Source organism: Gandjariella thermophila, assembly GCF_005405885.1.
Taxonomy (GTDB): Bacteria; Actinomycetota; Actinomycetes; order Mycobacteriales; family Pseudonocardiaceae; genus Gandjariella; species Gandjariella thermophila.
In genome coordinates this window covers 279,805-304,615 of sequence record NZ_BJFL01000002.1, presented here as the reverse complement: position 1 = coordinate 304,615, position 24,811 = coordinate 279,805, and the positions used below count along the sequence as shown (strand labels likewise).

The 24,811-nt window shown below is 74.7% G+C and carries 23 protein-coding genes; 13 read left to right on the top strand and 10 right to left on the bottom strand.

The window, feature by feature from the left end; translation table 11 throughout:
- Window positions 1-13: 13 nt before the first annotated feature.
- The 4 genes from FFT21_RS03390 to FFT21_RS03375 all read right to left on the bottom strand — a co-directional run bounded on the left by FFT21_RS03390 (window position 14) and on the right by FFT21_RS03375 (window position 4,555).
- Window positions 14-1,348, bottom strand: a complete 1,335-nt coding sequence (locus tag FFT21_RS03390; protein WP_137812225.1) for a phosphoribosyltransferase — start codon at window positions 1,346-1,348, stop codon at window positions 14-16.
- A gap of 106 nt (window positions 1,349-1,454) precedes the next feature.
- Window positions 1,455-2,345, bottom strand: a complete 891-nt coding sequence (locus FFT21_RS03385; protein WP_192909362.1) for a universal stress protein — start codon at window positions 2,343-2,345, stop codon at window positions 1,455-1,457.
- A gap of 101 nt (window positions 2,346-2,446) precedes the next feature.
- A complete protein-coding gene (locus tag FFT21_RS03380; RefSeq protein ID WP_137812223.1) occupies window positions 2,447-3,073 on the bottom strand; it encodes a CBS domain-containing protein in 627 nt (208 codons plus the stop codon).
- Window positions 3,074-3,220: 147 nt separating this feature from the next.
- Window positions 3,221-4,555 carry a P-type ATPase actuator domain-containing protein gene (locus tag FFT21_RS03375; protein WP_192909361.1) on the bottom strand — a complete coding sequence of 445 codons (1,335 nt, stop codon included), beginning with the start codon at window positions 4,553-4,555 and terminating at the stop codon, window positions 3,221-3,223.
- 407 nt (window positions 4,556-4,962) lie between these two features.
- On the opposite strand from FFT21_RS03375, the gene FFT21_RS30220 reads away from it, so the two are divergent.
- On the top strand, window positions 4,963-5,403 hold the full coding sequence (locus tag FFT21_RS30220; RefSeq protein ID WP_264081618.1) for a histone-like nucleoid-structuring protein Lsr2: 441 nt from the start codon (window positions 4,963-4,965) through the stop codon (window positions 5,401-5,403).
- Window positions 5,404-5,422: 19 nt separating this feature from the next.
- On the opposite strand, the gene FFT21_RS03365 is transcribed toward FFT21_RS30220, so the two are convergent.
- The gene (locus tag FFT21_RS03365; protein ID WP_137812221.1) at window positions 5,423-7,816 is read right to left on the bottom strand and encodes a SpoIIE family protein phosphatase; all 2,394 of its coding nucleotides are present in this window, start codon (window positions 7,814-7,816) and stop codon (window positions 5,423-5,425) included.
- A 241-nt stretch (window positions 7,817-8,057) separates the two neighbouring features.
- On the opposite strand from FFT21_RS03365, the gene FFT21_RS03360 reads away from it, so the two are divergent.
- From FFT21_RS03360 to FFT21_RS03345, 4 genes are all read left to right on the top strand, one after another.
- Window positions 8,058-8,591, top strand: coding sequence for a hypothetical protein (locus FFT21_RS03360; protein ID WP_137812220.1), 534 nt, complete (start codon window positions 8,058-8,060; stop codon window positions 8,589-8,591).
- A 149-nt stretch (window positions 8,592-8,740) separates the two neighbouring features.
- Window positions 8,741-9,223: a phage holin family protein gene (locus FFT21_RS03355; protein ID WP_137812219.1), complete on the top strand. Its 483-nt coding sequence runs from the start codon at window positions 8,741-8,743 to the stop codon at window positions 9,221-9,223.
- Window positions 9,220-9,561 carry a DUF3618 domain-containing protein gene (locus FFT21_RS03350; RefSeq protein ID WP_137812218.1) on the top strand — a complete coding sequence of 114 codons (342 nt, stop codon included), beginning with the start codon at window positions 9,220-9,222 and terminating at the stop codon, window positions 9,559-9,561. Before FFT21_RS03355 ends, FFT21_RS03350 begins: the two co-directional genes overlap by 4 nt.
- A gap of 149 nt (window positions 9,562-9,710) precedes the next feature.
- Window positions 9,711-10,877, top strand: coding sequence for a site-2 protease family protein (locus FFT21_RS03345; protein WP_137812217.1), 1,167 nt, complete (start codon window positions 9,711-9,713; stop codon window positions 10,875-10,877).
- A 56-nt stretch (window positions 10,878-10,933) separates the two neighbouring features.
- Here FFT21_RS03345 and FFT21_RS03340 read toward each other — a convergent pair whose 3' ends face one another.
- The gene (locus FFT21_RS03340) at window positions 10,934-12,256 is read right to left on the bottom strand and encodes a phosphoribosyltransferase family protein (RefSeq protein WP_137812216.1); all 1,323 of its coding nucleotides are present in this window, start codon (window positions 12,254-12,256) and stop codon (window positions 10,934-10,936) included.
- A 252-nt stretch (window positions 12,257-12,508) separates the two neighbouring features.
- On the opposite strand from FFT21_RS03340, the gene FFT21_RS03335 reads away from it, so the two are divergent.
- Entirely contained in the window at window positions 12,509-13,222 is a 714-nt protein-coding gene (locus tag FFT21_RS03335) for a mechanosensitive ion channel family protein (RefSeq protein WP_137812215.1), read from the top strand.
- 29 nt (window positions 13,223-13,251) lie between these two features.
- Window positions 13,252-13,419: a hypothetical protein gene (locus FFT21_RS28740; RefSeq protein WP_153816531.1), complete on the top strand. Its 168-nt coding sequence runs from the start codon at window positions 13,252-13,254 to the stop codon at window positions 13,417-13,419.
- A gap of 182 nt (window positions 13,420-13,601) precedes the next feature.
- Here the strand turns inward: FFT21_RS28740 and FFT21_RS03330 are convergent, their stop codons facing one another.
- Both FFT21_RS03330 and FFT21_RS03325 read right to left on the bottom strand, forming a co-directional pair.
- Window positions 13,602-14,141: a universal stress protein gene (locus FFT21_RS03330; protein ID WP_192909360.1), complete on the bottom strand. Its 540-nt coding sequence runs from the start codon at window positions 14,139-14,141 to the stop codon at window positions 13,602-13,604.
- A 97-nt stretch (window positions 14,142-14,238) separates the two neighbouring features.
- Window positions 14,239-16,164 carry a helix-turn-helix domain-containing protein gene (locus tag FFT21_RS03325; protein ID WP_137812213.1) on the bottom strand — a complete coding sequence of 642 codons (1,926 nt, stop codon included), beginning with the start codon at window positions 16,162-16,164 and terminating at the stop codon, window positions 14,239-14,241.
- Between the two features lie 132 nt (window positions 16,165-16,296).
- Here FFT21_RS03325 and FFT21_RS03320 point away from each other — a divergent pair, with 132 nt between their 5' ends.
- Both FFT21_RS03320 and FFT21_RS03315 read left to right on the top strand, forming a co-directional pair.
- A complete protein-coding gene (locus FFT21_RS03320; protein WP_137812212.1) occupies window positions 16,297-17,082 on the top strand; it encodes a 3-hydroxybutyrate dehydrogenase in 786 nt (261 codons plus the stop codon).
- Window positions 17,083-17,111: 29 nt separating this feature from the next.
- Window positions 17,112-18,464, top strand: a complete 1,353-nt coding sequence (locus tag FFT21_RS03315) for an MFS transporter (protein WP_137812211.1) — start codon at window positions 17,112-17,114, stop codon at window positions 18,462-18,464.
- 57 nt (window positions 18,465-18,521) lie between these two features.
- On the opposite strand, the gene FFT21_RS03310 is transcribed toward FFT21_RS03315, so the two are convergent.
- The gene (locus tag FFT21_RS03310) at window positions 18,522-19,319 is read right to left on the bottom strand and encodes an SDR family oxidoreductase (protein ID WP_137812210.1); all 798 of its coding nucleotides are present in this window, start codon (window positions 19,317-19,319) and stop codon (window positions 18,522-18,524) included.
- Between the two features lie 141 nt (window positions 19,320-19,460).
- Between FFT21_RS03310 and FFT21_RS03305 the strand changes: the two genes are divergently transcribed.
- The 3 genes from FFT21_RS03305 (at window position 19,461) to FFT21_RS03295 (ending at window position 21,916) form a co-directional block, all read left to right on the top strand.
- Window positions 19,461-20,261: an SDR family oxidoreductase gene (locus tag FFT21_RS03305; RefSeq protein ID WP_137812209.1), complete on the top strand. Its 801-nt coding sequence runs from the start codon at window positions 19,461-19,463 to the stop codon at window positions 20,259-20,261.
- A gap of 408 nt (window positions 20,262-20,669) precedes the next feature.
- Entirely contained in the window at window positions 20,670-21,131 is a 462-nt protein-coding gene (locus tag FFT21_RS03300) for an ATP-binding protein (RefSeq protein ID WP_137812208.1), read from the top strand.
- Complete coding sequence (locus FFT21_RS03295) at window positions 21,128-21,916, top strand: SigB/SigF/SigG family RNA polymerase sigma factor (RefSeq protein ID WP_137812207.1); 789 nt, start codon at window positions 21,128-21,130, stop codon at window positions 21,914-21,916. Before FFT21_RS03300 ends, FFT21_RS03295 begins: the two co-directional genes overlap by 4 nt.
- On the opposite strand, the gene FFT21_RS03290 is transcribed toward FFT21_RS03295, so the two are convergent.
- Window positions 21,905-22,177 carry a three-helix bundle dimerization domain-containing protein gene (locus FFT21_RS03290; RefSeq protein ID WP_137812206.1) on the bottom strand — a complete coding sequence of 91 codons (273 nt, stop codon included), beginning with the start codon at window positions 22,175-22,177 and terminating at the stop codon, window positions 21,905-21,907. The two genes, FFT21_RS03295 and FFT21_RS03290, sit on opposite strands and share 12 nt — an antisense overlap.
- A gap of 152 nt (window positions 22,178-22,329) precedes the next feature.
- On the opposite strand from FFT21_RS03290, the gene FFT21_RS03285 reads away from it, so the two are divergent.
- Window positions 22,330-24,699 carry a Tex family protein gene (locus FFT21_RS03285; protein WP_137812205.1) on the top strand — a complete coding sequence of 790 codons (2,370 nt, stop codon included), beginning with the start codon at window positions 22,330-22,332 and terminating at the stop codon, window positions 24,697-24,699.
- The last annotated feature ends 112 nt before the right edge of the window (window positions 24,700-24,811 follow it).

Below are 24,811 nucleotides of genomic sequence, written 5' to 3'. Positions count from 1 at the left end.
GCGCCCGCCGGGATCACCACGCCGGCTGCATCGCCGCGGTCAGGTGGTCCACGAACCAGTCCCTGGCGAGATCGGCCACGGCCTCCAGCGCACCCGGTTCCTCGAACAGGTGCGTGGCCCCCGGCACCACGGCGAGCCGGTTCTCGCAGTCCAGCCTGGCCTGGGCGTGCCGGTTGAGGTCCAGCACCAGCTCGTCGCGCCCGCCCACGATGAGCAGCGTCGGGGTGCGCACCGACGCCAGTCGGGGCCAGGCCAGGTCCGGCCGGCCGCCGCGGGAGACCACCGCGGCGACGTCCAGGTCCGGCTCGGCGCTCGCCCACAGCGCGGCCGCGGCGCCGGTGCTCGCGCCGAAGTAGCCGACCGGCATGTCCGGGCCGATCATCTCGCGCAGCCAGCGGGTCGCCGCGGCCAGCCGATCGCCGAGCAGGTCGATGTCGAAGACGTTCTCCCTGTCGGCCTCCTCCTCGGTGGTGAGCAGGTCGAACAGCAGTGTGCCCAAGCCGGCGTCGGTGAGCGCGTCGGCGACGAACCGGTTGCGGGGGCTGTACCGGCTGCTGCCGCTGCCGTGCGCGAACACCACCATCCCGGGCGAGCCGTAGGGCACGGTGAGGTGACCGCCGAGCCGGACCGGGCCGGCGCGCACCTCGACCTCCTGGTCGCTCACGGCGGCGTCGGCGGCGGCCGCGCGGCCCGCGTCCCCGGCTGGGCGGCCGAAGTCGGCCGCTTTGGTCAGCAGGTCGACCACCTGCTCGTCGGGGGTCTGGGTGAAGTCGCGGTACCACTCGCCGATCGCGAAGAACGGCTCCGGGGTGGCCAGGCACACCACGTCGTCGACGTCGCCGCGCAGCCGCTGCAGCGCGCTGCCCGGGGCCACCGGCACGGCGAGCACCACGCGGTGCGCGCCCTGCGCGCGAAGCACCCGGCAGGCCGCCCTGGCGGTCGAGCCGGTGGCGAGCCCGTCGTCGACCACCACCACGGTCCGGCCGGAGACCGCCACCCGGGGCCGGCCGTCGCGGAACCGCCGGGCACGCCGCTCCAGTTCGGCGCGCTCGCGCTCCTCCACCGCGGCGATGTCCGCCTCGCCGACCCCCGCCATCGTCACGACCTCGTCGTTGATGATGCGGACCCCACCCTCGCCGATGGCGCCGAGGCCGAGCTCCGGTTGGGTGGGCACGCCGAGCTTGCGCACCACGATCACATCCAGCGGCGCGTTCAGCGCCCTGGCCACCTCGAACGCCACGGCGACCCCGCCACGCGGCAGCCCGACCACCACCACGTTGGCGTCGCGCAGATGGCGCAGCCGGTCGGCGAGACGCCGCCCGGCATCCGCCCGGTCGGTGAACAACATGACTCGCCTCCGTTCCCGCCACTGGGATCGGCTGCAGCGTCGACCTCCGCGTACCCGCCAGCCGGGAGCCGGGCGACGTCGCCGCACCCGGTCCGCACCCCGGCGGTCAGCCCTGCGCCCCCGCCCCGACGATGGCGACCGGGCAGGGCATCCGGTGCAGCACCGCCTGCTCGACGGAGCCCAGCAGCGTTCCGGACACGCCACGCCGGCGGCTGCCGAGCACCAGCAGCCCGGCGCCCGCGGACCGCTCCACCAGCGAGCGGATCAGCCGACCCCGGGTCACCACGCGGCGCACCGCCACCCCGGGGTAGCGCCGCTCCCACACCGCGAGCTGCCGATCCAGCAGCCACTCCTCGTCCGCCTCGACGCCCTGCCGCATCGGCAGCGCGGCCAGCGGCCCGTCCGCGAGCAACCGGTGCCAGGAATGCACCGCGATCAGCGGGACACCGTGCGCGGCGGCGGCGTCGAAGGCGAACCCGACCGCGGCGCCGCTCGCCAGCGACCCGTCCACGCCCACCGCCACCGGCCCGTCCCGGTGGACGGCGCGGCCCGGCTGCCCCCGCACCACGACCACGGGGCAGTGACCCTGCGCGGTGAGCTTGGCGGCGGTGGCGTGCTCCCACAGCGCGGCCGGGCCGCCCCGGTCCGCCGCGCCGATCACCACCAGCCGGGCCGACCGGGACTCCTCGCGCAGCAACTCCACGACGGAGCCGACCCGAACGTCGCCCTCCACCCGCACCGCCGGCGCGGTGCCGCGGGCCAGCGCCACACCCTCGTCCACCCATCGTCTGGCCCGGCTGAGCAATGCGCGCCGGTAGCCGTACTCGGCCGCGTACCGCGCCCGGGACCGGCGGGTGGGCCAGGTGTGCGCGTGCACCACGCGCAGCGGGCAGTCCCGCCGCGCCGCCTCTCCCGCCGACCAGCGAACCGCGTGCCGCGCCGCCGCCGACCCGTCCACGCCAACCACGATCGGTGCCACCACCGATCTCAGTGTCATCCCGTCCTCCTTCTCGGCCGCAAGTCCGTGTGCCCACGATCCCGCCGGCAGGTTCCGGCCCCGAGACGGCGTCCCGCCGGGCGGCCCGGGTGGCGCCATGGTCACGGCGAGTGTCGTGACTCGCCTCGCTCAGCGGGTGCCCGCCGCCCGGGCGCCCCGCCCCGGTCCGGCCGCACCACGACCCCGGCCACCCCGGCCACGGTCTCCGTCAATGCCACCACGATCCGCTGCTCCGTGTCGTCGGCGAAGTGGCCGGAAACGGTGACCACGCCGTCGTCGACCTCGACCAACCACCGCCGCCGCCACCCGGCGTACTCGCAGAGCAGCCGGCGCACCCGCGCGCCGATCACGTCGTCGTCCCGCACCAGCGAACCGAGCACGTCGCCACGGCAGACCACGCCGAGCAGCAGGTCCCCGTCCACGATCGGTACCCACCGCGCGTCGCCGGCCAGCATGGCTTCCGCGATCGACACCACGTCGGCGTCGGCACCGAGCACCACGGTCGGCGCCGACATCACCTCCGCGACGGAGAGCGCGGCATCCGCCCGCACCCGGGTGGCCTCCGCGAGCAGGTCCGCCTCGGTGACCACGCCGACCAGCCGGTCCCGCTCGTCGACCACGGGTAGCGCCGCGCACCCGTTCTCGGTGAGCACCACGATGGCTTCACGCACCGCCGTACCGGGGTGCACGGTGGCCACGGGCCGGCTCATCACGTCGGTCGCTCGCATGCGGCACCCCCACCACTCGACGGCCGACGCTAAGCACACTCGTCGCCGAGTTACCAGGGCCGGAGTGCCCTAATCGGATGTTCCGGAGCGGGTGGTCACCGGTGCGCGTTCCGGAACGCGCTTCGGCCGGGGCTCGATCCGGCGCGGTCAGCTACTGTGCGCCAGCCCAGGGCGCAGATCGCCGCCGGATGACTGGTCCACGCCGCGCCGCCGGCCGCCCAGCCACGGCGGCAGCAGGGCGCGCAGGGCGCAGGCCACCACCACCGCGTCGGTCAGGCACTGCGTGCCGACCGCGGCCGCCGGGCCCAGCCGCCCGAGCGCCGCGCCGGCCATGGCGGCGGCGGTGAGTACCAGGCCGACGACCACGCTCTGCACGGCGACGCGCCGCGCCCGCCGCGCGGCCGCCGCCACCGTGGGCAGCGCGACCTGCCGGGCGTCCGCGACCAGCACGCCGCCCGGAAGTGGCACGTGCTCGGCCGCCCGCGCGTCCGCCTCGCCCGCCCCTGAGCGGACCAGCACCGGGCGGCTCGCGCGGAACCGGGACAGCCGCTCGAAGTCGGAGCCGTCCGGCACCAGCGCACCGAGCCGCGCCGCCCGGGAGGTCCCCGCGGTCAGCGCGATCCGCGCGGCTACCGTCAGCGGGGCGAGGGCCGCCGCGGCGACCACCGCCAGGGCGCGGTCCGGTTGGCCGGACGCCAGCCAGGTCGCGCCGGCGAGCATCGCCACCGCGAGCAGGAACCCGGGTGCCAGCCGGCCTGTCAGCCGTACCAGCGGGGCGGCGTCCACGGTGAGCCGTTCGGCCGCGCGGATCAGCCGCTGCTGCGCGCTGTCCGCGGCCCTGCGGGTGGCCCACATCTCGGTGGCCGGCCCGACGTTGACCGCGCCGCTGCCCACGGGTTCTCCGGCGCCGCGAAGCACCGGGGTGAGCCGGCCGCCCAGCGCGGACTCGTCGAAGTAGCCGGACTCCGCCAGCCGGCAATCCACCGCCACCGTCGCCCCGCACGGCACCACCAGCAGGTCGCCCGGCTCCACCACGTCCGAGGGCACGGTGCGCACACCGCCGAAAACGCTGCCCAGTTCCCTGCGGTGCGCCCACCTGGCCGCCCCGGACACCAGCCGCCGCAGGTCCTGCCTGGCCTGGTACATGCCGAGCCCGCGCACCAGCCTGGCGGCCGCGGCCAGCGCCCCGATCACCGCGGCGACCAGGTACTCGCCGAGATACAGCGCGGTTGCCGCGGCGAGCAGTGCCGGCAGGTCCGCCCCGAGCCTGCGGCAGCGCAGTTCGCCAACGCTGCGCCAGCCGGACGCGAGCACCGCCAGCACCCCGCCCGCGATCCACAGGTCGGTCGCGGCGACATGGTCGCGCCGCCACACCAAGCCGCCCACCACGACGATCAGCACGGCCATCACCGGTTGCGCCAGCCGACCGACGGGCACCCTCCGGCCGGCCCAGGGTCGGAGTGCCCAGCGGTTGCCGATCATCGTGCACCCCGCATCGATGTTGACTCGTCGTGCCGAGCGGCCACGCTCTACGACCATGACAGCGCGACCCCCGCCACCCGTGAAGTGACTTCCTTCCTTTGGCGCAGGCCCGAAGGTCTCATCGGGCGATCGATCCGCCGCGCGAGCGGCAGCGCCGAGCGCCCTCCGGGCCTGCCGTGGTTGGTCACGGGTACGTCATCGGGTGTCGCGACGGTTCAACTTCAATCAAGCCTGAAGCGATCGTCAATATCGACGGGTCGATGCGACGGTCGGCCGTGGCCTGTCCGGGGCGGGCGCGGCAAGATCGGATGCGCCCGGGGCGTGCCGGGGGCCGATCCGGTGACGTCCTAGGATGCTGTCCCGGCAGCGGAATGGGGCCGTCAGCGGGAGCCAGCGGAGGTGCGTACGTGGCCAGGCAGGTCAGCGTCCAACTCGTCGACGACATCGACGGCAGCCCGGCCGCGGAGACGGTGGACTTCGGCCTGGACGGCGTGCGATACACGATCGACCTGTCCCGGGAGAACGCCGCCCAGCTTCGCTCGGTGCTGGCGCCCTACCTGCGCAGGGCCCGCGCGCTGCAGGCATCCGCCGGCGGGGGGAAGCGCCGGCGCCGCAGGGCGGCCGCGGACAGCACGGCGCTGATCCGCGACCTGGCCGAGCGTGCCCGCAGCCAGCGGCGCACCGAGGACGCCACCGAGCCGCAACGCGACGGGCAGGCGGCGGGCGCGACCGGAGCGGCCGAGGAGATCACCGGCCCGGTGCTGCCCGAACCGGTCACCCCGGCGGAGCCGGACGCCAGGCCGGTCACGCCGCCGCTGGCCCCGGTGTTCCAGCCCCCGCAGCGCTGAACCCAGTGCCCCGGCCGGCTCAGGCGCCGTCCGCGCGCACGTGCACGGCCAGCGCGCACGCGTCGTCCGCCGGGTTGGCCCGCCGCAGGCGCGCCAGCAGGCCGGTCAGGTCGTCGGCGGTCTCCGCGCGCAGCCGCCGCAGGCTGCCACCCAGCCGGCTGATTCCGGTCAGCACGTCATCCCTGCGGTCCTCGACCATGCCGTCCGTGTAGAGCAGCAGCAGGTCGTCGGGCCGCAGCCGGACGCTGGTGCTGACGTACTGGGCCCGGTCGACCACGCCGAGCATCACGCCGGGCGGTCGGGGCAGCGACTCGGCCTTCTCCCCCCGGCTGAGCAGCGGAGCGAGGTGGCCGGCCTGCGCCCAGGTCAGGGTGCGGGACGCGGGCTCGTACCGGCAGACCACCGCGGTCGCCAGGCTGCCGTCGGACTTGGCGACCAGCAACTCGTTGAGCGCGGCCAGCACCAGTTCCGGCCGACCGGTGACCACCGCCGCGCCGGCGAGCGCGTTGCGCAGCTCGGCCATGGTCGCGGCGGCCGGCACACCGTGGCCGACCACGTCCCCGACGGCCAGCAGTACGCTGCCGTCCGGCAACTCCCGCGCGTGGTACCAGTCGCCGCCCACGTTGGCCACCTGCTCGGCGGTCAGGTAGCGCACCGCCACTCGCAGCCCGGGCAACGCGAAGGCGCCGCGCGGCAGCGGCAGCAGCGCGTGCTGCAGCGTGGTGGCCAGCCGGTGCCCCTCGGCGAGATCCCGGCTCTGCGCGGTGAGCTTGCGTTGCAGCGCGCTGAGCTGCTCCTGCGCCCGGTGCTCGGTGGTGACATCCTGCAGGATGCCGTGCACCGCCACCGGCCGGGAGGTCCCGTCCAGCACCGGCTCGACCACCACCCGCAGGTGCCGCACCCCGGTGCGGACCCGGATGCGGAACCGGGTCTCCACCCGGCGGCCGCGCTCCAGCAGCGCGTCCAGCACGTTGCTGAGTACCGGCAGGTCGTCCGGCAGCACCAGCGAGGTGAGCTCCTCCAGGGAGATGGGCCCGGACTCCACGTCCCGGTCGAAGATCCGGTACACCTGCTCGGACCAGGAGATCCGGTTGCCGATCAGGTCCCACTCCCCCCAGCCCAGGTTGGCCAGGCGCTGCACCAGGCTCAGCCGGCGCTCGTGCTGGCGCTGCTCCTCCTGCCGCGACCAGGCCACCAGCAGCCCGTCGCAGAACTTGCTGAGGCGCACGGTGAGCGCGGCGGAGCGGGGCTCGTCGGCGGCCGTGCCCGAGTACTCCACCGGGCCGATGTCGCGGCCCACCCCGGAGGCGAAGGTCGCCAGGCAGGCCCGCCACAGCCCGGCGGGCACCGTGCCCGGATACCGCTCCAGCATCCGCCGGCCGATCATGCCCTCGGCGGGCCGGCCGGCGAAGTCCACCGCGTCCCGGCTCACGGCGCGGACCTCGAAGTCGACCACGCTGCCCGCGGCGTCGCGCACCGGCGTGGCGAACGCGACCGACCCCGGCAGCCCGTCGAGCAGCAGTTGCACCCAGTCCAGCCAGCCGGGCAGGGGCGGCGCGGCGTCCGCGCCGACCACCGCGGGCAACCGCCGGCCGCAGGCTTGCCCCAGCTGGCTCAGGTATCGCCGCTCGCGCTCGTCGAAAGAGCGTTCCCGTTCCCACAGCAGCCCGGCGACACCGATCACCACGCCACGCAGCACGATCGGGATGGCGGCCCGGGACATCCAGTGATGCTCCGGCTCACCGATCAGCACGAACCGATCCTTGGCCTCGGCGTAGCGGGGCAGCCACAACGGCTGCCCGGTGCGGGCCGCCCACGACATCGCCGTGTTGACGTGCGCGGGGACCCGCTGCCATTCCATGGCGATCCGCGGCGGCATGCCCGCGGAGCCGACCAGCCGCAGGCTGCCGTCCGGTTCCAGGAGCGCGAGCAGCGCGGCGTCCGCGCCGGCGGCCAGCCGTGCCGCGTCCCGCAGCGCACCGGCCAGCTCGTCCGCGGTGGTCGCCGAGTCCAGCGCGGCCACCGCGACGTGGTAACCCGCCGCCTCCGGCGGCGCCGCGCCGGCGGTCGGGTCGCCGACCCCGGCGGCGAGTTCCGGCGGCGGCTCGCCCCGGGCGTCCCGGACATAGCGGTCCGGGTCGAACGCGAGGATGCTGTGCGGCGCGGCGGCGTCCCCCCACTCGGGCAGCTCCGGCGGTGCCGACGCGCCCAGCAGGGCCGCACTGACCTCCAGCAGGGACGCGGAGTTGTGCGCGGCGAGCTCCGCGAGGTGGGCCAGCGCCTCATCGGGTGTGCAGTCGAACTCCGCGGCGAGCATGCCCTTGGCCTGCTCGACCACCGCCTGGGTGCGCAGCGCGTGCCGCAGCTCCTCCACCTCGGTGCGCAACCGGCTCACCGTCGCGGCGAGGGCCATGACCTCCTGCTGCGCGGACCCCGTTTCGCCCGGTGAATGGGCACCGGTTGCGGTCACACGTCGACCCTCTCACGTCCCAGCGACTCCGAACAGAGCAACGGAAAGGTCCTTTCGGCTTATCGCCCACGGCGTGGCGGCCACCGTCCCCACCGGCCACCAACAGGGTTTGCCACGGCGCGTGCGGGCAACCCCGATCAGGGAAGCCGCTGCACCGCGGCCCGGGAGCCGGAAAGGTCTCTCGGTGGCGAGAGCAGGTGAGGAGAAGGTGAGTGCCGAGGAGCGCGATCCGCACCGCCACTGGGTGGAGCGCAAGATCACCCAGGCCGCGGGCGGAATCCGCGAAGGATGCTACGAGGACACCATCACCGTCCTCGCGCAGCTCGCGGTCGCACCGGACACCGCGGCCGGTTCGGCGGCCCGGTCCGCGACCGAGCTGCTGGTGCGCGCCGCCGCCGACATGCTCCGCGCGCTGGCCGAGCGGGACGGGCGGGAACGCTCCTTCGCCGTCCGGCTGACCGACGACGAGGCGGACGTCTCCATCGACGAGGTGGATCCGCCGGTGCGGGCCACGATCAGGGCCCTGCTGGCCGAGGCCAACGGCGACCGCGAGTCCGCCGACATCCAGCTCGACCTGGCGTTTCTCGAACCCGACGACGCGGTGGCGACCACCGTCGCGCTGCAGGCACTGGTCTGGGCGGTGGGTCTGGCCAACACCTGCGAGGAGCAGGGCGTCGGCTTCCCGGCCTGGTTGCGCGGGTCCACGGCGCAACCCTGACAGGCTGCTGCGGACCGCGGTCGCGGCGCGCGGCCACGCAACAGGCGCTGGCGCGAGGAGATTCGGCGTGGCGCGGGCGATCGAAGCCGCCCGCCGCGGGTACCCGGGAGAGCGGACGTGCGTTGTTCACAGGTTCGGTGGAGCAGGCGATGACAGACACGGCGCAGACGACCACAGCGGAGACGACGGCGACGGAGGCCACGGCGGAACGCGACGCCACCCAGCGGAGCACCGGTGAGCTGGTGGGCCAGCTCTCCGAGCAGGTCAGCCGGCTGGTTCGGGACGAGGCGCGGCTGGCGTGGCGGGAGGTGCAGCGCAAGGGTGCCCGCGCGGGCCGGGGGGCCAGCCTGTTCGGCGCCGCCGGCGTGCTCGCGCTGTACGGCGGTGGCGCGTTGGTGGCCGGCCTGATCCTGGTGCTGGCCCTGGTGCTGCCGGCGTGGGTGGCGGCCCTCGTGCTGGGCGGCGCGATCCTGCTGGTCGCGGGGATCACCGCGCTGGCGGGCCGGGCACAGATGCGCCGGGCGGCGCCGCCCGTGCCGCGTCAGGCCGTGGCCAGCGTCCGGGAGGACATGGAAGTGATCCGGCAGCACGTGCGGCACGAGCGCGCCGCCGGGGAGGGGGCACGGCGATGACGACGCACGACACCCGTTCCGGCCAGTGGACGCTGCCCGGCGGCGCCGAGCCGACCGACGACGACCTGCGCAGGGACATCGAACTCACCAGGGAGGAGCTCGGCGCCACCGTGGAGGAGTTGGCGCATCGGGCCAACGTCAAGGACCGGGCCCAGCAGGCGGCCCGCGCCCGGGTCGTCGCGGTGCGCCAGACGGTCGCCACGCCGATGGTCCGCCGGGCGGTGTTCCTGCTGGCGGCGGCGCGCCGGCACCCCGTCGCGACCGTGACCACGGGCACCGTGTGCGCCGGCCTCGCCCTGCTCCTGGTGCGCCAGATGCTCCGCATCCGGCAGTCCTGACCGCCGTCCCTGCCACCGGCGTCCCCGGCGTGTGGAGATCGCGGGCCGTTGTGCTCTGGCCGGTGACCCGGCAGGCGCGGCACCGTGGGGGTGGTGCCGCGCGGCTCCGTCGCAGTCGGTTGCGGAGCACGAGGCAGGGACGGGGCGCGATGAAGACAACGATCCCGCTGGGCCGGTTCGCCGGCGTCGCGGTCGGGGCGCACTGGTCGGTGCTGGTCACCGCGGCGCTGCTGGTGCAGCTGCTGGCCGTGGTGGTGCTGCCGCGCAGCGTGGCCGGTCACAGCGGCGCGGCGTACTGGGCGACGGCGGCGGGCGGCTCGGTGCTGTTCCTGCTCTCGCTGCTGCTGCACGAGTTGGCGCACGCGCTGGTGGCCCGGCACTACGGGGTCGAGGTGCCCCGGGTGACGCTGTGGCTGCTCGGCGGGGTCGCGCAGCTGGACGGTGATCCGCCGACGCCGCGTGCGGAGGGGTTCATCGCCGGGGTCGGCCCGGTGGTCAGCCTCGCCGCCGGCGGGGTATTCGCGCTGGCCGCGGTGGTCGGCGGGGTGGCGGGGTGGTCCGCGCTGGTGGTCACCATGGCGAGCTGGCTGGCCGCGGTGAACGTGCTGCTGGGCGCGTTCAACCTGCTGCCAGGCGCGCCGCTGGACGGCGGCCGGGTGCTCCGTGCCGCGCTGTGGAAGCGGTACGGCGACCGGGACCGGGCCGGGGTCGCCGCGACCACCGTGGGCCAGATGCTGGGCACCGCGCTGCTCGGTCTGGGCCTGCTGCAGACGGTGGTCACCGGGCAGCTCACCGGGCTGTGGTTGGCGCTGGTCGGCTGGTTCCTCAGCGGCGCGGCGGCGGCGGAGCGGTCCGCGATCACCACCCGGTCCCGGCTGCACCGGGTGCGGGTGCGGGACGTGATGGACCCGGAGCCGGCCACCGCGGCCGGGTGGTGGACGGTGGACGCCTTCCTCGACCGGGTCGCGGTGCGCACCCGGCGACAGGTCTTCCCGGTGCTGGACTTCGAAGGGCGGCCGGTGGGCGTGGTCAGCCTCGCCGAGCTGGCCAGGGTGCCGGTCGAGGCGCGGGCGTCGACCCGGGTACTGGACGCGGCCCGGCCGCTGGTCCGGGCCAAGGTCGCCGCGCCAGGCGACGAGTTGGAGGAGCTGATCCGGCGGTCGCTGCCGCGGGCCGGGCACGACCTGGTGCTGGTCGTAGCGGACGAGCGGCTGGCCGGCGTGGTGGACGCCGCGGACGTGGCGCGGGCCGTGGAGCTGGGCGCGCTCGGCCGCTCCCCCGCGCGCCACACCGAGGAGGACACGATCCCCGGCTAGGGTCACGCCGCGCGGCCGTGCTGTTGAGTACTGGCGCGGGGCTGTCGCGACCGTCCTCAGCTCACCGCGGCGGTCGCCGGTAGGTGGGCCAGGAACCATTCGGCGGCCAGCTCGGCGACCCGGTCCAGCGCGCCCTGCTCGGCGAACAACGCGCCCGAACCGGGCACGACCACCAGCTCGTTCGGGCAGCGCAGCAACCTCTGGCCGGCCCGGTTGCGGCGCAGTCCCGGCTCGTCGTGGCCGCCCACCACGAGCAGGGTGGGCGCGGCGACCCGGTCGAGGTGCTCGTCGGCGAGATCGAGCCGGCCGCCGCGGCACACCACCGCCCGCACCCGGGGATCCGGGCGGCCGGCCGCCCACAGCGCCGCGGCCGCGCCGGTGCCGAAACCGAAGTAGCCGATCGGTGGATCGTCCAGCCGGCCGTCAGCGCTGACCAGGTCGGTGGCCGCGGCCAACCGCGCGGCCAGCAGCGGCACGTCGAACACCGGCTGGCCCGCGGCCTCCTCGCTGGCGTGCAACAGGTCCAGCAGCAGGGTGCCCAGGCCGGCGGCGTGCAGTTCCGCGGCCAGCCGGCGGTGCCTCGGGCTGTGCCGGCTGCTGCCGCTGCCGTGCGCGAAGATCACCAGGCCGGTCGCGCCGGCCGGCACCGCCAGGTGCCCGGGCAACCGGAGGTGGCCGCCCGCCGGCACCTCGACCCGCTCGTCCACCGCCGGGCGGCGGGAGGTTTCCGCACCGCCGCCAGGGGGCGGGGGCTGCTGGGCCAGCAGCTCCACCACCCGCTGGTCGCCGACCGCGCCGAACTCCCGGTACCACGCGGCGACCGAGCCGACCTGGCGCGGCGCCCGCAGGCACACCACCTCGTCGGCCTCCTCGGCGAGCAGTTCCAGCACGCCGGTGGCGGCCACCGGAACCGCGAGCACCACGCGGTGCGCTCCCATCGCGCGGACCACCCGCAGCGCGGTACTCACCGAGGCGCCGGTCACGATCCCGTCGTCCACCACGATCACCGTCCGGCCGCGCAGGTCCAGCCCGGGCCGGCCCGATCGGAACAGCGCCGCCCGACGGTCCACTTCGGAGCGTTCGCGCAGCGCGGCGCGGGCCACCTCGGCGGTGCTCACCCGTAGCTGCCGCAGCAGGTCGTGGTTCAGGACGTACACGCCGCCCTCACCGACCGCCCCCACCGGCGCATCGGGGTCGCGTGCCGCCGCCACCCTGCGCACCACCACCACGTCCAGCGGCGCACCCAGCCCGGCCGCCACCTGCCGCGCCACCACCACCCCACCCCGTGGCAGCCCCACCACGACCGGACGCTGGTACCGGAGGTGGACCAGCCGCTCGGCCAGCTCCCTGCCGGCATCCCGGCGATCGCGGAACCGCACTGTGCACCTCCCGCGCCCGCGGTATTGCACGGCGAGCGTCAGCACCTCCGCATCGGCCCGGCAAGGGTCCGCCGACCCGCGCCGCCCGGGTCGTTGGTCCCCGGGCTGCCGGGCTACCCGGCAGCCCACCGCGGGCCGGTGGCCTGCGCCGGGGCGAACCCGGGCCAACCGTTCCCGGTGCCGGCCACCGCACCGGATCGGGTGAGTGCGTTGCGCCTGACGAGGCGAGCCGCAGGTGGTAGCCAGAGATCCATGTCGGAACCCTCCGCCCTGCGGCCCGGCCCAGCCCCCGACCCACCGCGGGGCCACGGCCCCCGGCCGGCCGCCGGCCGCGCCCGCAACTGGTCCCTGCGGGTGGTCACCGCCGCACTGCTGGCGGCGGCCGGGCTGAGCATGGTCAGCCTCGGCGGCACCCTCACCGGCGTGCAGGACGTGCCGGTGCGCAAGGTGTTGCTGCTCGGCGGCACCGCCCTGTTCGCGGTGGGCTGCGTGATCACCACCAGGATGCTGGCCAGCGACGTGGAGCGGCGGCTCGCCCAGCACGGGCTGCGGTCCTCCGGGGTGGCGGTGCGCATCGCGCTGAACGCCACCGGCTACCTGATCGTGGTGGTCGTCGCGGCCAGCCTGCTGGCCAGCCTGCTGTCCATCTCGCTGCAGCAGTTCGTGCTGGGCGCCTCGCTGACCGGTGTGGTACTCGGTATCGCCGCCCAGCAGACCCTCGGCAACGTCTTCGCCGGCGCGGTGATCCTGCTGGTGCAGCCGTTCCGGGTGGGCTCCGAGATCGTGGTCCGGTCGGCGGCGATCAACGGGCCGTTCTTCGGCCGGGTCCGCTCACTCGGCCTCACCTACACCACGCTGGTCACCGACGACGGCGTGATGATGGTGCCCAACTCCGCGATGCTCGCCGCGGCCATCACCGTGGAACGCATCGACGACAGTGCGGACGGCGAGGAGACGGTGCGGTAGCGGCGCCGGGCGTCTGCCATGCTGGGCACATGCTGACAACCGGCGCCGCCACCAACGCCGTCCTGCTGGTGCAGGAGTTTCAGGCTCGCGGATTCCTCAGCGCCATCGGCCACGCGATCGGCGTCGTGGTCATCATCATCCTGCTGATCGGAATCCTCATCGGCTTCTTCATCGGCCGGCTGACCGGCCGCCGCTGACCCCGAGCGGCGCGGGCCTCAGTGCTTGTTCCGGAGCGCGCGCCGCGATCGCGTCGCCGGGCCGCGACCGGGCCATGACACTCCGGTTATGCCTGATACGGTGCCCCGCCCCCGCGATCGCGGGGCTTCGCCCCAGTTCCCGGGCTCGCCATCGCAGGTCCGTCCCGTTCCGAAACAGGCTGTCAGGTCCGGGTACCGGTGAACCTCGACCGCTGCCGGGGCACGCTCACCTCGCGGAACTCCTCCACGCGCGGCCGGTTGGCCCGGCCGCGCGGGCGCACACCGCGCACCACGGTCACCGGGCAGACCGCGTAGCGGGTGACGTAGCGGGCGGTGGCGCCGAGCGGCACCCGCCCGAAGCCCGGGTCCTGGCCGGTGCCGGCGGCGCCCACCACCAGAAGGTCGGCGTCCGCGCTGAGCTCGACGAGTGCGGCGCCGGGGGCGCCCTCGGTCACCACGCCCCGCACCGCCGGGCCGGTCACCCCCGCCGCCCGCAGCGCGTCCACCACGATCTGCGCGGCGTCCGCCTCGGAGCGGGCCCGGTCCAGCGCGAGTTGGTCCCTGCGCAGGTCGGTGAGCTCGTCGTACCAGGGCACGTCCGTCCACGCGTGTACCACGCGCACCGTGTCGCCCCGCTCCTCGGCGTACTTCAGCGCCCAGCGCAACGCCGACACGGAATCCGCCGAGCCGTCCACCCCGACAACGACTACGTCGGCCACCACGATCACCACCATCACTCGAATGGGCTACGCGGCCCACCGTCAGGGGTGTCGGCCGGTCATGGTTAGGGTCAAAAGGCCCGCACCGGCCGGGACGAACTCAGTCCGTGCGCGTCGCCGGACCGGTGTCCGACCGCGTCACCGGGTTCCCTGCGGTGCGCCGGCCACGCACCCGGTGCAGCCGCAGCGCGAGCTGGATCTCCAGCGACCGGTCCAGGTCCTGCCAGCCCGCGCCAAGCAGGTGACCCACCCGGTCCAGCCGCTGGCCCACCGTGTTGACGTGCACGTGCAACATCTCGTGGGCGCGGACCCGGCTGCGTCCGGCGGCGAAGTACGCCTCCAGCGTGCCGACCAGATCGGTGCCCCGCCGCTCGTCGTAGTCGACCAGCGGCCCGATGGTGTGCCGGACGAACGCGTCCACGTCCGCCCGCTCGCCCAGCACCAGGCCCAGGAAGCCCAGCTCGGCCAGGCCGGCGCCGTCGGAGTGCCGGCCCAGCGCGAGCATCGCGTCCAGGCAGCGGGCCGCGTCCCGGTACCCGCCGGCCACCGCCTCGGCCGAGGTCACCGGGCCGCCGGCGCCGGCGGTGGCCACGCCGCCCAGTTCCCGCACCACCGTGCGGGCCGCCGCACCAGGGTCGTCGCCGGGCAGCAGCAGCACCTCGTTGCCCTCATGCCGGCTGGCCAGACCGGAGCGGGCCACGGCGAACCGGGCCAGCGTGACCGCCGCCGGCTGGCGCTCTCCGCTGGCCGGCCGCACCGCCACCACGACGTGCGGCCGGCGCAGGTCGACGCCCAACCGGCGGGCCCGCTCGTGCAGCCCCGCCGGGTCCCGTTCGCCGCCGGCCAGCAGATCGGCCAGTAGGTCCCCGCGCACCCGGGTTTCGGCGTCGGCCAGGGTGCGGCGGAACAGCAGCAGCAGCGCGGTGACCACCGCGGCGCGCTCCAGGACCCGCTGGTCGGCGTCGTCCAGGTCGCCGTCCGGGCGGAGCACCAGGGTGCCCAGTTGCTCCGAGCCGGCGGCCACCACGGTGACCCAGTGGGCACCCGCGCGGGCGGCCCGCCCGGTCCGCCGCGCCGTGGCCTGGGCGTCGGCCAGCACGTCGTCCTCGGGCGGTTCCAGCCGGCCGGCGGTGGCCAGCACGCGGTCGTCGGCGTCGCGGACCTGGAGCGCCCCGCCGAGCACCTCGGTGACCGCCTCGGCGACCTGGGCCAGCCCGGCGCCGCGCAGCACCAGGTCGGTCAGCCGGTCGTGCGCGGCCACCGCCCGCTCCATCGCCGCGGTGCGGCTGCGCAGCAGCCGGCTGGCGTCGTCCAGTTCGGCCAACGCGGTCCGCGTCTCCTGCAGCATGCGCGCACCGTCGATGGCCACGGCCGCGTGGTCGGCCAGCGAGCCGAGCAGCGCCACCTCCTCGGCGGCGAACGGGCGCACCCTGCGGTCGGCGGCGAACAGCACCCCGATCACCTGGGCGCCCAGCCGCAGCGGCACGCCGAGGATCGCCACCAACCCCTCGTCGGCCACCGCGTGGTCGATCTCCGCGGTGTGCCGGAACCGCGCGTCGCTCGGGTAGTCGGCGGTGGCGTACGGGGAGGCGGTCTGCGCCACCAGGCCACCGAGCCCGGCGCCCATCGGCAGCCGCACCCGCTGGAACGCCGCGGACACCGATCCCTCGGTGACCCGCATGTAGGTGTCGCCGCGCTCGGCGTCCTCCAGGGTCAGGTAGGCCACGTCGGTGCCGAGCAGCCGCCGGGCGCGGCGCACGATGGCGAGCAGCACCGAGTCCAGCTCGCGCAGGCCGGCGAGGTCGCTGGCGGTCTGGAACAGCGCGGCCAACTCCTCCTCCCGCCGGCGCCGCCGGGCCAGCACCGACCGCACGGCCAGGGCCAGGCCCTTGGTGCGCTCCAGCGCGGCGATCGCCTCCGGTCCGGCGCCGCGGGCCCGTGCCTCGGCCACCGGCCGCTCGTAGTCCGCGGCCGGCGCGTCGCGCAGCAGCATCTCGAGGTAGGCGTCGTCCTCGCCGTCGGGCATGCGGCGATTGTGCCCGGCGGTCCTCGCCGTGAGCGGCGCACCGCCGGCACCCGCCGAACACATAGCGGGTCCGTGGATTATGTTCGGCTGGCCCATGGGTCGCCAGCGTGGCCCTGCCTACCGTCATGCGCCATGGTCACCGCGATTCCGCGCCCCTCCCCAGGCACCGTGGCAGCCGATCTCGCCGGCCGGACCGCCCTGGTCACCGGCGGGGCGGGCGGCATCGGCCGGGCCTGCGCCGAGCGGCTTTCCGCGGCCGGCGCGCACGTCGTCGTGGTGGACGTGGACGGCGCGGCCGCCGCCGAGGTGGCCGAGCGGCTGGGCGGCACCGCGCGCCGCGTCGACCTCGCCGACCCGGGCGCCATCGACGCGCTCGACCTGGCCGTCGACGTGGTGGTGAACAACGCCGGCATGCAGCACGTCGCGCCGGTCGAGGAGTTCCCGCCGGAACGGTTCGCGCTGATGCTGCGGGTGATGCTGGAGGCGCCGTTCCGGATCGTCCGCGGCGCGCTGCCGCACATGTACCGGCAGGGTTGGGGCCGGATCGTGAACATCTCCTCGGTGCACGGGCTGCGCGCCTCCGCCTACAAATCGGCCTACGTCGCCGCGAAGCACGGCCTCGAGGGATTCTCCAAGGTCGTCGCGCTGGAGGGCGGCCCGCACGGAGTCACCTCGAACTGCGTCAACCCCGGCTACGTGCGCACCCCGCTGGTCGAGCGGCAGATCGCCAGCCAGGCCGAGTATCACGGGCTCGCCGAGGACGAGGTGGTGGAGCGGGTGATGCTGGCCCACCCGGCGATCAAGCGGCTGGTGGAGCCGGCCGAGGTGGCCGAACTGGTCGCCTACCTGTGCTCCGCGGCGGCGTCCTTCGTCACCGGCGCCTCGCTGACCCTCGACGGCGGCTGGACCGCCCAGTAGTCCCGCTCGACGACGTGCGGAGGATTCCCATGACCACCGAAGGCACACTCCCGGCGGCCACCACCCGACCCGGCCGCGGCGCCCTGGCCAGAGTGCTCGGCGCCAGCATGATCGGTACCACGGTGGAGTGGTACGACTTCTTCCTCTACGGCTCCGCCGCGGCGCTGGTGTTCAACAAGCTGTTCTTCCCGGGCAGCGACCCGCTGGTGGGCACCATGCTCGCGTTCCTCACCTACGCGCTGGGCTTCGTGGCCCGCCCGCTCGGCGGGGTGGTGTTCGGGCACTTCGGTGACCGGCTGGGCCGCAAGAGGCTGCTCATGCTCAGCCTGATGCTGATGGGCGCGGCGACGCTTGCGATCGGGCTGCTCCCGACCTACGCCAGCATCGGCGTGTGGGCAGCCGTGGCGCTCACCGCGCTGCGGCTGGTGCAGGGCTTCGCCATCGGCGGCGAGTGGGGCGGCGCGGTACTGCTGGTGGCCGAGCACGGTTCGGCGGCACGCCGCGGGTTCTGGGCGAGTTGGCCGCAGGCCGGCGTGCCCGCGGGCAACCTGCTGGCCACCGCGGTGCTCGCGGTCCTCGCCGCGGTCCAGGACGACAAGGCGTTCCTGGCCTGGGGCTGGCGCATCCCGTTCCTGCTGTCCGCGGTGCTGATCGGCATCGGCTACTGGCTGCGCTCCTCGGTGGAGGACGCTCCGGTGTTCGCCGAGGCGCGGGCGCGGCAACGGGTGGAGCGGGCGCCCGTGCTCGAGGTGCTCCGCCGCTACCCGAGGCAGATCGCGGTGTGCGTGGCGGCCAGGATGGCGGAGAACATCGTCTACTACGTGATCACCGCGTTCGTGCTCACCTACGCGACCACGCACCTGAAGCTGGGCAAGAGCGTCGTGCTGGACGCCCTGCTGGTGGCGAACGCGGTGCACCTGGTGGTGATCCCGGCCTTCGGCGCGCTGTCCGACCGGATCGGCCGGCGGCCGGTGTACCTGCTGGGCACGATCGGCACCGGCATCTGGGCGTTCGCCTTCTTCGGCCTGCTGGACACCCGCAGCCCGGTGCTGGTCACCCTGGCGGTACTGGTCGGCCTGGTGCTGCACGCGGCGATGTACGGGCCGCAGGCGGCGTTCTTCGCCGAGATGTTCGGCACCACGGTCCGCTACACCGGCACGTCCATCGGCTACCAGGTCACCTCGATCGTCGCCGGCTCGGTGGCCCCGCTGATCGCCACGGCGCTGCTGGTCCGGTTCGGCAGCGGCACCGCGGTCGCCGGCTACGTGCTGGCCGCGGCGGTCATCTCCACCGTCGGCGTGCTGCTCGCCGCGGAGACCCGGCACCGCGACCTGGCCGAGGTGCCCGCGTCGCGGGAGTCGCTCGCGCCCCAGCCACGCTGACGCGGTGACCCGCTCGGCCGGCCCCGTCCTCGCCCGGGATCGGCCGAGCGTGGCCTGTCAGGCCGACTCCGGCCCGCCCACCGGCTCCCCGCCGCCGAACGGCCGCGCCAGCGCGCCGCCGTCGACGACCACGGTCTGGCCGGTCATCCACGACGAGCAGTCGCCGGCGAGGAAGACCGCGGCGTTGGCGATGTCCTCGGGCTCGCCGATCCGGCCCAGCGGCAGCGCGGCGTTCAGCCGCTGCTCGTGGTCCTCCCACAGCGCCCTGGCTAGGTGGGTGCGCACCACTCCGGGGGCGATCGCGTTGACCCGCACCCGCGGCGCCAACTCGGCCGCGAGCTGCCGGGTGAGGTGGATCACGGCGGCCTTGGTGGCGTTGTAGTAGCCGATCCCCGGCTCGGTGGCCATGCCGCCGACCGAGGCGATGTTCACCACGGCGCCGCCGTGCTCGGCCTGCCACGCCCGCCAGGCCAGCCGGGTCCACAGCACCACGCCGAACTGGTTGACCTGCACGGTCTTCTCCGCCCTCGGCCGGTCGATGTCCACCAGGGGGCCGTAGTACGGGTTGGTGCCCGCGTTGTTCACCAGCACGTCCAGCGAACCGAACCGCCGCACCGCCTCGGCGACGCAGGCCTCGGCCTGCTCCTCGTCACCGACGTGCGCCGCGCGGGCGAGCACCTGGGAGTCCGGGTACGTGGCCCGGATCTCGGCGGCCACCTCGTCCAGCGCCTCCTGCTTGCGGGAGCTGAGCACCACCGCGCAGCCCTCCGCGGCCAGCGCGAACGCGATCGCCCGACCGATCCCCCGAGACGCCCCGGTGATCAGTGCCGTCCTGCCCGCAAGTCCCGTCTGCATGCGTCGCCTCCAACCGGCCAGCCTGCTCCACTTCGGTGCCCGCCCGCGGCATTCGGCGGCATTGACGATGCCCACGGGCGGCCCTACGGTAGCACTGTACCGACCAGTCGGTATGTACCCCGCGACGGCAGAGGAGGCATCGTGCGGCTACGGGACGCGGTGATCGTGGTGACCGGTGGAGGGCGCGGCATCGGCGCCGCGATGGCCCGCCGGTTCGCGGACGAGGGCGCCGCCGGGGTCGTGGTATCCGATGTGGACGGTTCGGCCGCGGAGCTGGTGGCCAAGTCCATCAGCGACGCGGGCGGCAGGGCGCTCGCGGTACGCACCGACGTCACGGACGAGGCGGAGGTCGGCCGGCTGGTCGAGCGCGCCGAGCAGGAGTTCGGGCCGATCGACCTGTTCTGCTCCAACGCGGGCGTAGCCACCGGGCAGGGACTGGAGGCCGATCCCACCGAGTGGGCCCGGGCGTGGTCGGTCAACGTGCTGGCGCATGTGTACGCGGCGCGCGCCGTGGTGCCCCGCATGGTCGAGCGCGGCCGCGGCTACCTGCTCAACACCTGCTCGGCGGCCGGGCTGCTCAGCGCCCCCGGCGACGCCCCGTACACCGCGACCAAGCACGCCGCGGTCGCGTTCGCGGAGTGGCTGGCCATCACCTACGGCGACGCCGGGATCAGGGTGAGCGCACTGTGCCCGCTCGGCGTACGTACCGACATGCTGATGCCGGGCATCGAGTCCGGGCAGGCCGCGGCGCTCGCGGTGGCCGCGTCGGGCGCGGTGCTGGAGCCGGAACAGGTCGCGGACGCCATCGTCGCCGGGCTGGCCGACGAGCGGTTCCTCATCCTGCCGCACCCCGAGGTCGCCGAGTTCGTCCGGCGCAAGGGCGAGGACCGGGACCGCTGGCTGGCCGGCATGCGCCGACTGGTGGCCGGACACGGCATCTGACAGCCTGTTTCGGAACGGGACGGACCCGCGATGACGAGCCCGGGAACGCGCCGGGGCGAAGCCCCGCGATCGCGGGGGCGGGGCGCCGTATCAGGCATAACCGGAGTGTCATGTCCCGGTCGCGGCCCGGCGACGCGACCGCGGCGCGCGTTGCGGAACAGGCACTGAGCACCCTCCCGGCCACGCTCGACGGCGCGGCGTGGCCGGTCCGGCACCCCTGGTGGCCCCACCCCCGGCGTGACTGTGCCGACACGGCAGCGGGTGTAGGCATACCCCGGATCGGGTATCTCCGCAGCTAGAAACCCGACCACGCGGGTTGCCACGCCGCATTGCCGGCGGGCTCGCGGGCAAGCGACGAGAGCCGGTCGGGGGCGGCTTGGCCGGCGCACAACGTGCCCGAGGTGCCAGATGAGCGTGCCGACGATTCCACCGGACCGGATCTCCGTGCCGGGCACCACCGGTGAGCGCGCCGCACACGTGGAACTGCGTCTCGCCGCGGATCTCACCTGGGTGCCGGTGGCCCGTGCGGTCGCCGCCGAACTGGCCATGCGGGCCGACTTCGACCTCGACGCCATCGCCGACTTCCGGCTCGCCGTGGACGAGGCGTGCGCGAGCATGATGCAGCTTGCCGCGCCGGGCAGCCACGTTACCTGCCGGTTCCAGGTGGACGCGGACGAACTTCAGGTCCAGGTTTCCACCCTTTCCGCGCGCGCGGACGCGCTGGGCAGGCAGAGCTTCGGCTGGCAACTGCTGACCGCGCTCACCGACGCCGCGGACGCCTCGGTGGCGCCGCCCTCGGTCGGTCACGCCGGTCGAGAGCTGCGGATCGACCTGGTCAAGCGGCGGGCACCGACGGTGGGGGCGCGATGACGTCCACACGCCGTCACACGACCGGCGACTACGACCACCTCGAACCGCTCTTCGCCGAGTTCGCCAGCCTGCCCGAGGACGACGAGCGGCGGCACGAGCTGCGGGAGCGTCTGGTCACCGAGCACCTACCGGTGGCCCAGCACATCGCCAGGCGGTTCGCGCACCGCGGGGAACCGCCCGAGGACCTCACCCAGGTCGCGACCGTCGGGCTGATCAACGCGGTGGACCGGTTCGACCCGGAGCGCGGCACCGACTTCCTGTCCTTCGCGGTGCCCACGATCACCGGCGAGGTGCGCAAGTACTTCCGGGACTGCAGCTGGGCGGTGCGCGTGCCGCGCCGCCTGAAGGAGCTGCACCTGTCCATCAGCGGGGCCACCGCCGAGCTGTCCCAGCAGTTCGGCCGGGCGCCGACGCCGAGCGAGCTGGCCGGGCACCTGGGCATGACCAACGAGGACGTCTACGAGGGTCTGCAGGCCAGCAACGCGTACAACAGCTCGTCCCTGGACGAGATGCTGCTCGATGACGCCGAGTCGTCGATGACGCTGGGCGACGCGCTCGGCGAGGAGGACGTGGACCTCGCCGGCGTGGAGAACCGGGAGGCGCTGCGCCCGCTGCTGGCCCGGCTGCCGGAACGCGAGCGGCACATCGTCGCGCTGCGCTTCTTCGGCAACCTCACGCAGACGCAGATCGCCAAGCGGGTCGGCATCTCGCAGATGCACGTGTCCCGGCTGCTCGCCAAGACCCTGGCGCACCTGCGCGAGGGCCTGCTCGGCTCACCCCGCTGAACCTGTCCCGCCGCCCGCCGGCCGCCCACGGCGCAGCCGGTCCGCCGCGCGGTGCATGGCCAGCACCATGAGGTAGCCGCGGTGCCGGGCGGTCGACGCGACCTCCTCGTACGACGCGCGCAGCAGTTCCCGGATCGTGGACTCGTCGAACCGGTCCCCGAACCTGCCGACGAGTTCACCAACCGCCTCCTCCAACTCGTCGGCCACGCTGCGCCAGGGATCGCGTGGCTCACCGGACCGCGGTGACGCTCGGTAACTCATGGCACCCCCCGACATGCCGCCTACCAGGGCAAACGTCGCCCGCCGGTCAAGACTAGGCAGAGCCGCTGGCTCGCCACCGTCACCCGAGGCGCACCCGGCCGGCGGGCCGGGCAGAATGCACCCGGAAGTCGATCGAGAAGGCGGACCAGGTCGTGACGACGTCAACCACGGGGTCCGGGGTCACCCCCGGAAGGGCTCTGCACCAGCGGATCGCCGACGAACTCGGCGTCCGCGAGCGACAGGTCCAGGCGGCCGTCGAGCTGCTGGACGGCGGGGCCACCGTTCCGTTCATCGCCCGCTACCGCAAGGAAGCCACCGGCGCGCTGGACGACACCCAGCTCCGCGCGCTGGAGGACCGGCTGCGATACCTGCGCGAGCTGGAGGAGCGGCGGGCCGCGATCCTGGAGTCCATCCGCAACCAGGGCAAGCTGGACGACGCCCTGGAGGCGCGGATCCTCGCCGCCGACTCCAAGGCCCGCCTGGAAGACATCTACCTGCCCTACAAACCCAAGCGGCGCACCAAGGCGCAGGTCGCCCGCGAGGCCGGGCTGGAACCGCTGGCCGACGCGCTGCTCGACGACCCGGCGCAGGACCCCGAGCAGGCGGCCGCCGCGTTCGTCCACGCGGACCGGGGCGTGGCCGATGTCGCGGCCGCGCTGGACGGTGCCCGCGCCATCCTGGTCGAGCGGTTCGCCGAGGACGCCGACCTGATCGGCGAGCTGCGCGAGCGGATGTGGTCGCGCGGCCGCCTGGTGTCCCGGGTGCGCGAGGGCAAGGAGGAGGCCGGCGCGAAGTTCGCCGACTACTTCGACTTCTCCGAGCCGTTCACCAAGTTGCCCTCGCACCGCATCCTGGCGATGTTCCGCGGTGAGAAGGACGAGATCCTCGACCTCACCCTGGAACCGGAGGAGCCGACCGGGGAACCGGCGGACGGGCCCGGCGACTACGAGATGCGCATCGCGGCCCGGTTCGGCGTCGCCGACCGCGGCCGCCCGGCCGACCGCTGGCTGGCCGACACGGTGCGCTGGGCCTGGCGCACCCGCATCCTCGTCCACCTCGGCATCGACCTGCGCACGCGGCTGCGGCAGAACGCCGAGGACGAAGCGGTGCGGGTGTTCGCGGCGAACCTGCGCGACCTGCTGCTCGCCGCGCCCGCCGGGTCGCGCACGACGATGGGCCTCGACCCCGGTTACCGCACCGGCGTGAAGGTCGCCGTGGTGGACGCCACCGGCAAGGTGGTGGCCACCGAGACGATCCACCCGCACAAGCCGGCGCGACGCTGGGACGAGTCCATCGCCGCGCTGGCCCGGCTGGCCCGCGAGCACCGGGTGGAGCTGATCGCCATCGGCAACGGCACCGCCTCCCGGGAGACCGACAAGCTGGCCGGCGATCTGATCAGGCAGCACCCCGAGCTGAAGCTGACCAAGGTGGTGGTGTCCGAGGCCGGAGCGTCGGTGTACTCGGCGTCCGAGTACGCCTCGCGGGAACTCCCCGAACTGGACGTGTCGCTGCGCGGCGCGGTGTCCATCGCGCGCCGGCTCCAGGATCCGCTTGCCGAACTGGTGAAGATCGACCCGAAGTCCATCGGCGTCGGCCAGTACCAGCACGACGTGTCCGAGGCGAAGCTGTCCCGCTCGCTGGACGCGGTGGTGGAGGACTGCGTGAACGCCGTCGGCGTGGACGTCAACACCGCGTCCGCGCCGCTGCTCACCCGGGTGTCCGGGATCGGCGCCGGGCTGGCTGAGAACATCGTGCAGCACCGTGACACGAACGGGCCGTTCCGGTCCCGGCAGGCGTTGAAGGACGTGCCGCGGCTCGGCCCGAAGGCGTTCGAGCAGTGCGCCGGGTTCCTCCGCATCCGCGGTGGCGACGACCCGCTGGACGCGTCCAGCGTGCACCCCGAGGCCTATCCGGTGGTGCGGCGGATCCTGCAAGCCACGGAAGCGGATCTCACCACCCTGATCGGCGACACCAAGGTGCTGCGGTCGATCAGGCCGGAGCGGTTCGTCGACGACACCTTCGGCCTGCCCACGGTGACGGACATCCTGCGCGAGTTGGAGAAGCCGGGACGTGACCCGCGGCCCGCCTTCCAGACCGCGACGTTCGCCGAGGGCGTGGACACGCTCGCCGACCTCGAGCAGGGCATGGTTCTGGAAGGCGTGGTCACCAACGTCGCCGCGTTCGGCGCGTTCGTCGACGTCGGCGTCCACCAGGACGGGCTGGTGCACGTGTCGGCGATGTCGAAGAACTTCGTCAGGGACCCGCGCGAGGTGGTCAAGCCGGGCGACATCGTCCGGGTGAAGGTGCTCGACGTCGACATCCCGCGGAAGCGGATCTCGCTGACGCTGCGGCTGGACGACGAGCCGGAGCGCCGCGCCGAGCGACGCCCGTCCGGTGGCGGCGAGCGGCGCGGCTCCGGCGGCAACCGGCGCGGCGGCCAGCGCCGCCAGGGCGCCGCACCCACCGGAGCCATGGCGGAGGCGCTGCGGCGCGCCGGCTACGACAACGGCCACCGCCGGTGATCCCGGCTCACCGGCCGGCACCGGTGCTCGCCGGGCGGAGCTAGCGGTCGCGTTCTTCCCGGAGCGGGAGCGCGGACAGGCGGACGGGGCCCGGCCGCGCAGCGGTTTCGGA

Excerpts from the sequence above, each read along its gene's own strand:
- FFT21_RS03375 (WP_192909361.1), bottom strand. The coding sequence starts at position 4,555 with ATGATCGGCAACCGCTGGGCACTCCGACCCTGGGCCGGCCGGAGGGTG.
- FFT21_RS03315 (WP_137812211.1), top strand. The coding sequence starts at position 17,112 with ATGACCACCGAAGGCACACTCCCGGCGGCCACCACCCGACCCGGCCGC.
- FFT21_RS03350 (WP_137812218.1), top strand. The coding sequence starts at position 9,220 with ATGACGACGCACGACACCCGTTCCGGCCAGTGGACGCTGCCCGGCGGC.
- FFT21_RS03385 (WP_192909362.1), bottom strand. The coding sequence starts at position 2,345 with ATGACACTGAGATCGGTGGTGGCACCGATCGTGGTTGGCGTGGACGGG.
- FFT21_RS03325 (WP_137812213.1), bottom strand. The coding sequence starts at position 16,164 with ATGCCCGACGGCGAGGACGACGCCTACCTCGAGATGCTGCTGCGCGAC.
- FFT21_RS03380 (WP_137812223.1), bottom strand. The coding sequence starts at position 3,073 with ATGCGAGCGACCGACGTGATGAGCCGGCCCGTGGCCACCGTGCACCCC.
- FFT21_RS03335 (WP_137812215.1), top strand. The coding sequence starts at position 12,509 with ATGTCGGAACCCTCCGCCCTGCGGCCCGGCCCAGCCCCCGACCCACCG.
- FFT21_RS03355 (WP_137812219.1), top strand. The coding sequence starts at position 8,741 with ATGACAGACACGGCGCAGACGACCACAGCGGAGACGACGGCGACGGAG.
- FFT21_RS03365 (WP_137812221.1), bottom strand. The coding sequence starts at position 7,816 with ATGGCCCTCGCCGCGACGGTGAGCCGGTTGCGCACCGAGGTGGAGGAG.
- FFT21_RS03300 (WP_137812208.1), top strand. The coding sequence starts at position 20,670 with ATGAGCGTGCCGACGATTCCACCGGACCGGATCTCCGTGCCGGGCACC.
- FFT21_RS03310 (WP_137812210.1), bottom strand. The coding sequence starts at position 19,319 with ATGCAGACGGGACTTGCGGGCAGGACGGCACTGATCACCGGGGCGTCT.
- FFT21_RS03345 (WP_137812217.1), top strand. The coding sequence starts at position 9,711 with ATGAAGACAACGATCCCGCTGGGCCGGTTCGCCGGCGTCGCGGTCGGG.
- FFT21_RS03295 (WP_137812207.1), top strand. The coding sequence starts at position 21,128 with ATGACGTCCACACGCCGTCACACGACCGGCGACTACGACCACCTCGAA.
- FFT21_RS28740 (WP_153816531.1), top strand. The coding sequence starts at position 13,252 with ATGCTGACAACCGGCGCCGCCACCAACGCCGTCCTGCTGGTGCAGGAG.
- FFT21_RS03390 (WP_137812225.1), bottom strand. The coding sequence starts at position 1,348 with ATGTTGTTCACCGACCGGGCGGATGCCGGGCGGCGTCTCGCCGACCGG.
- FFT21_RS03290 (WP_137812206.1), bottom strand. The coding sequence starts at position 22,177 with ATGAGTTACCGAGCGTCACCGCGGTCCGGTGAGCCACGCGATCCCTGG.
- FFT21_RS03320 (WP_137812212.1), top strand. The coding sequence starts at position 16,297 with ATGGTCACCGCGATTCCGCGCCCCTCCCCAGGCACCGTGGCAGCCGAT.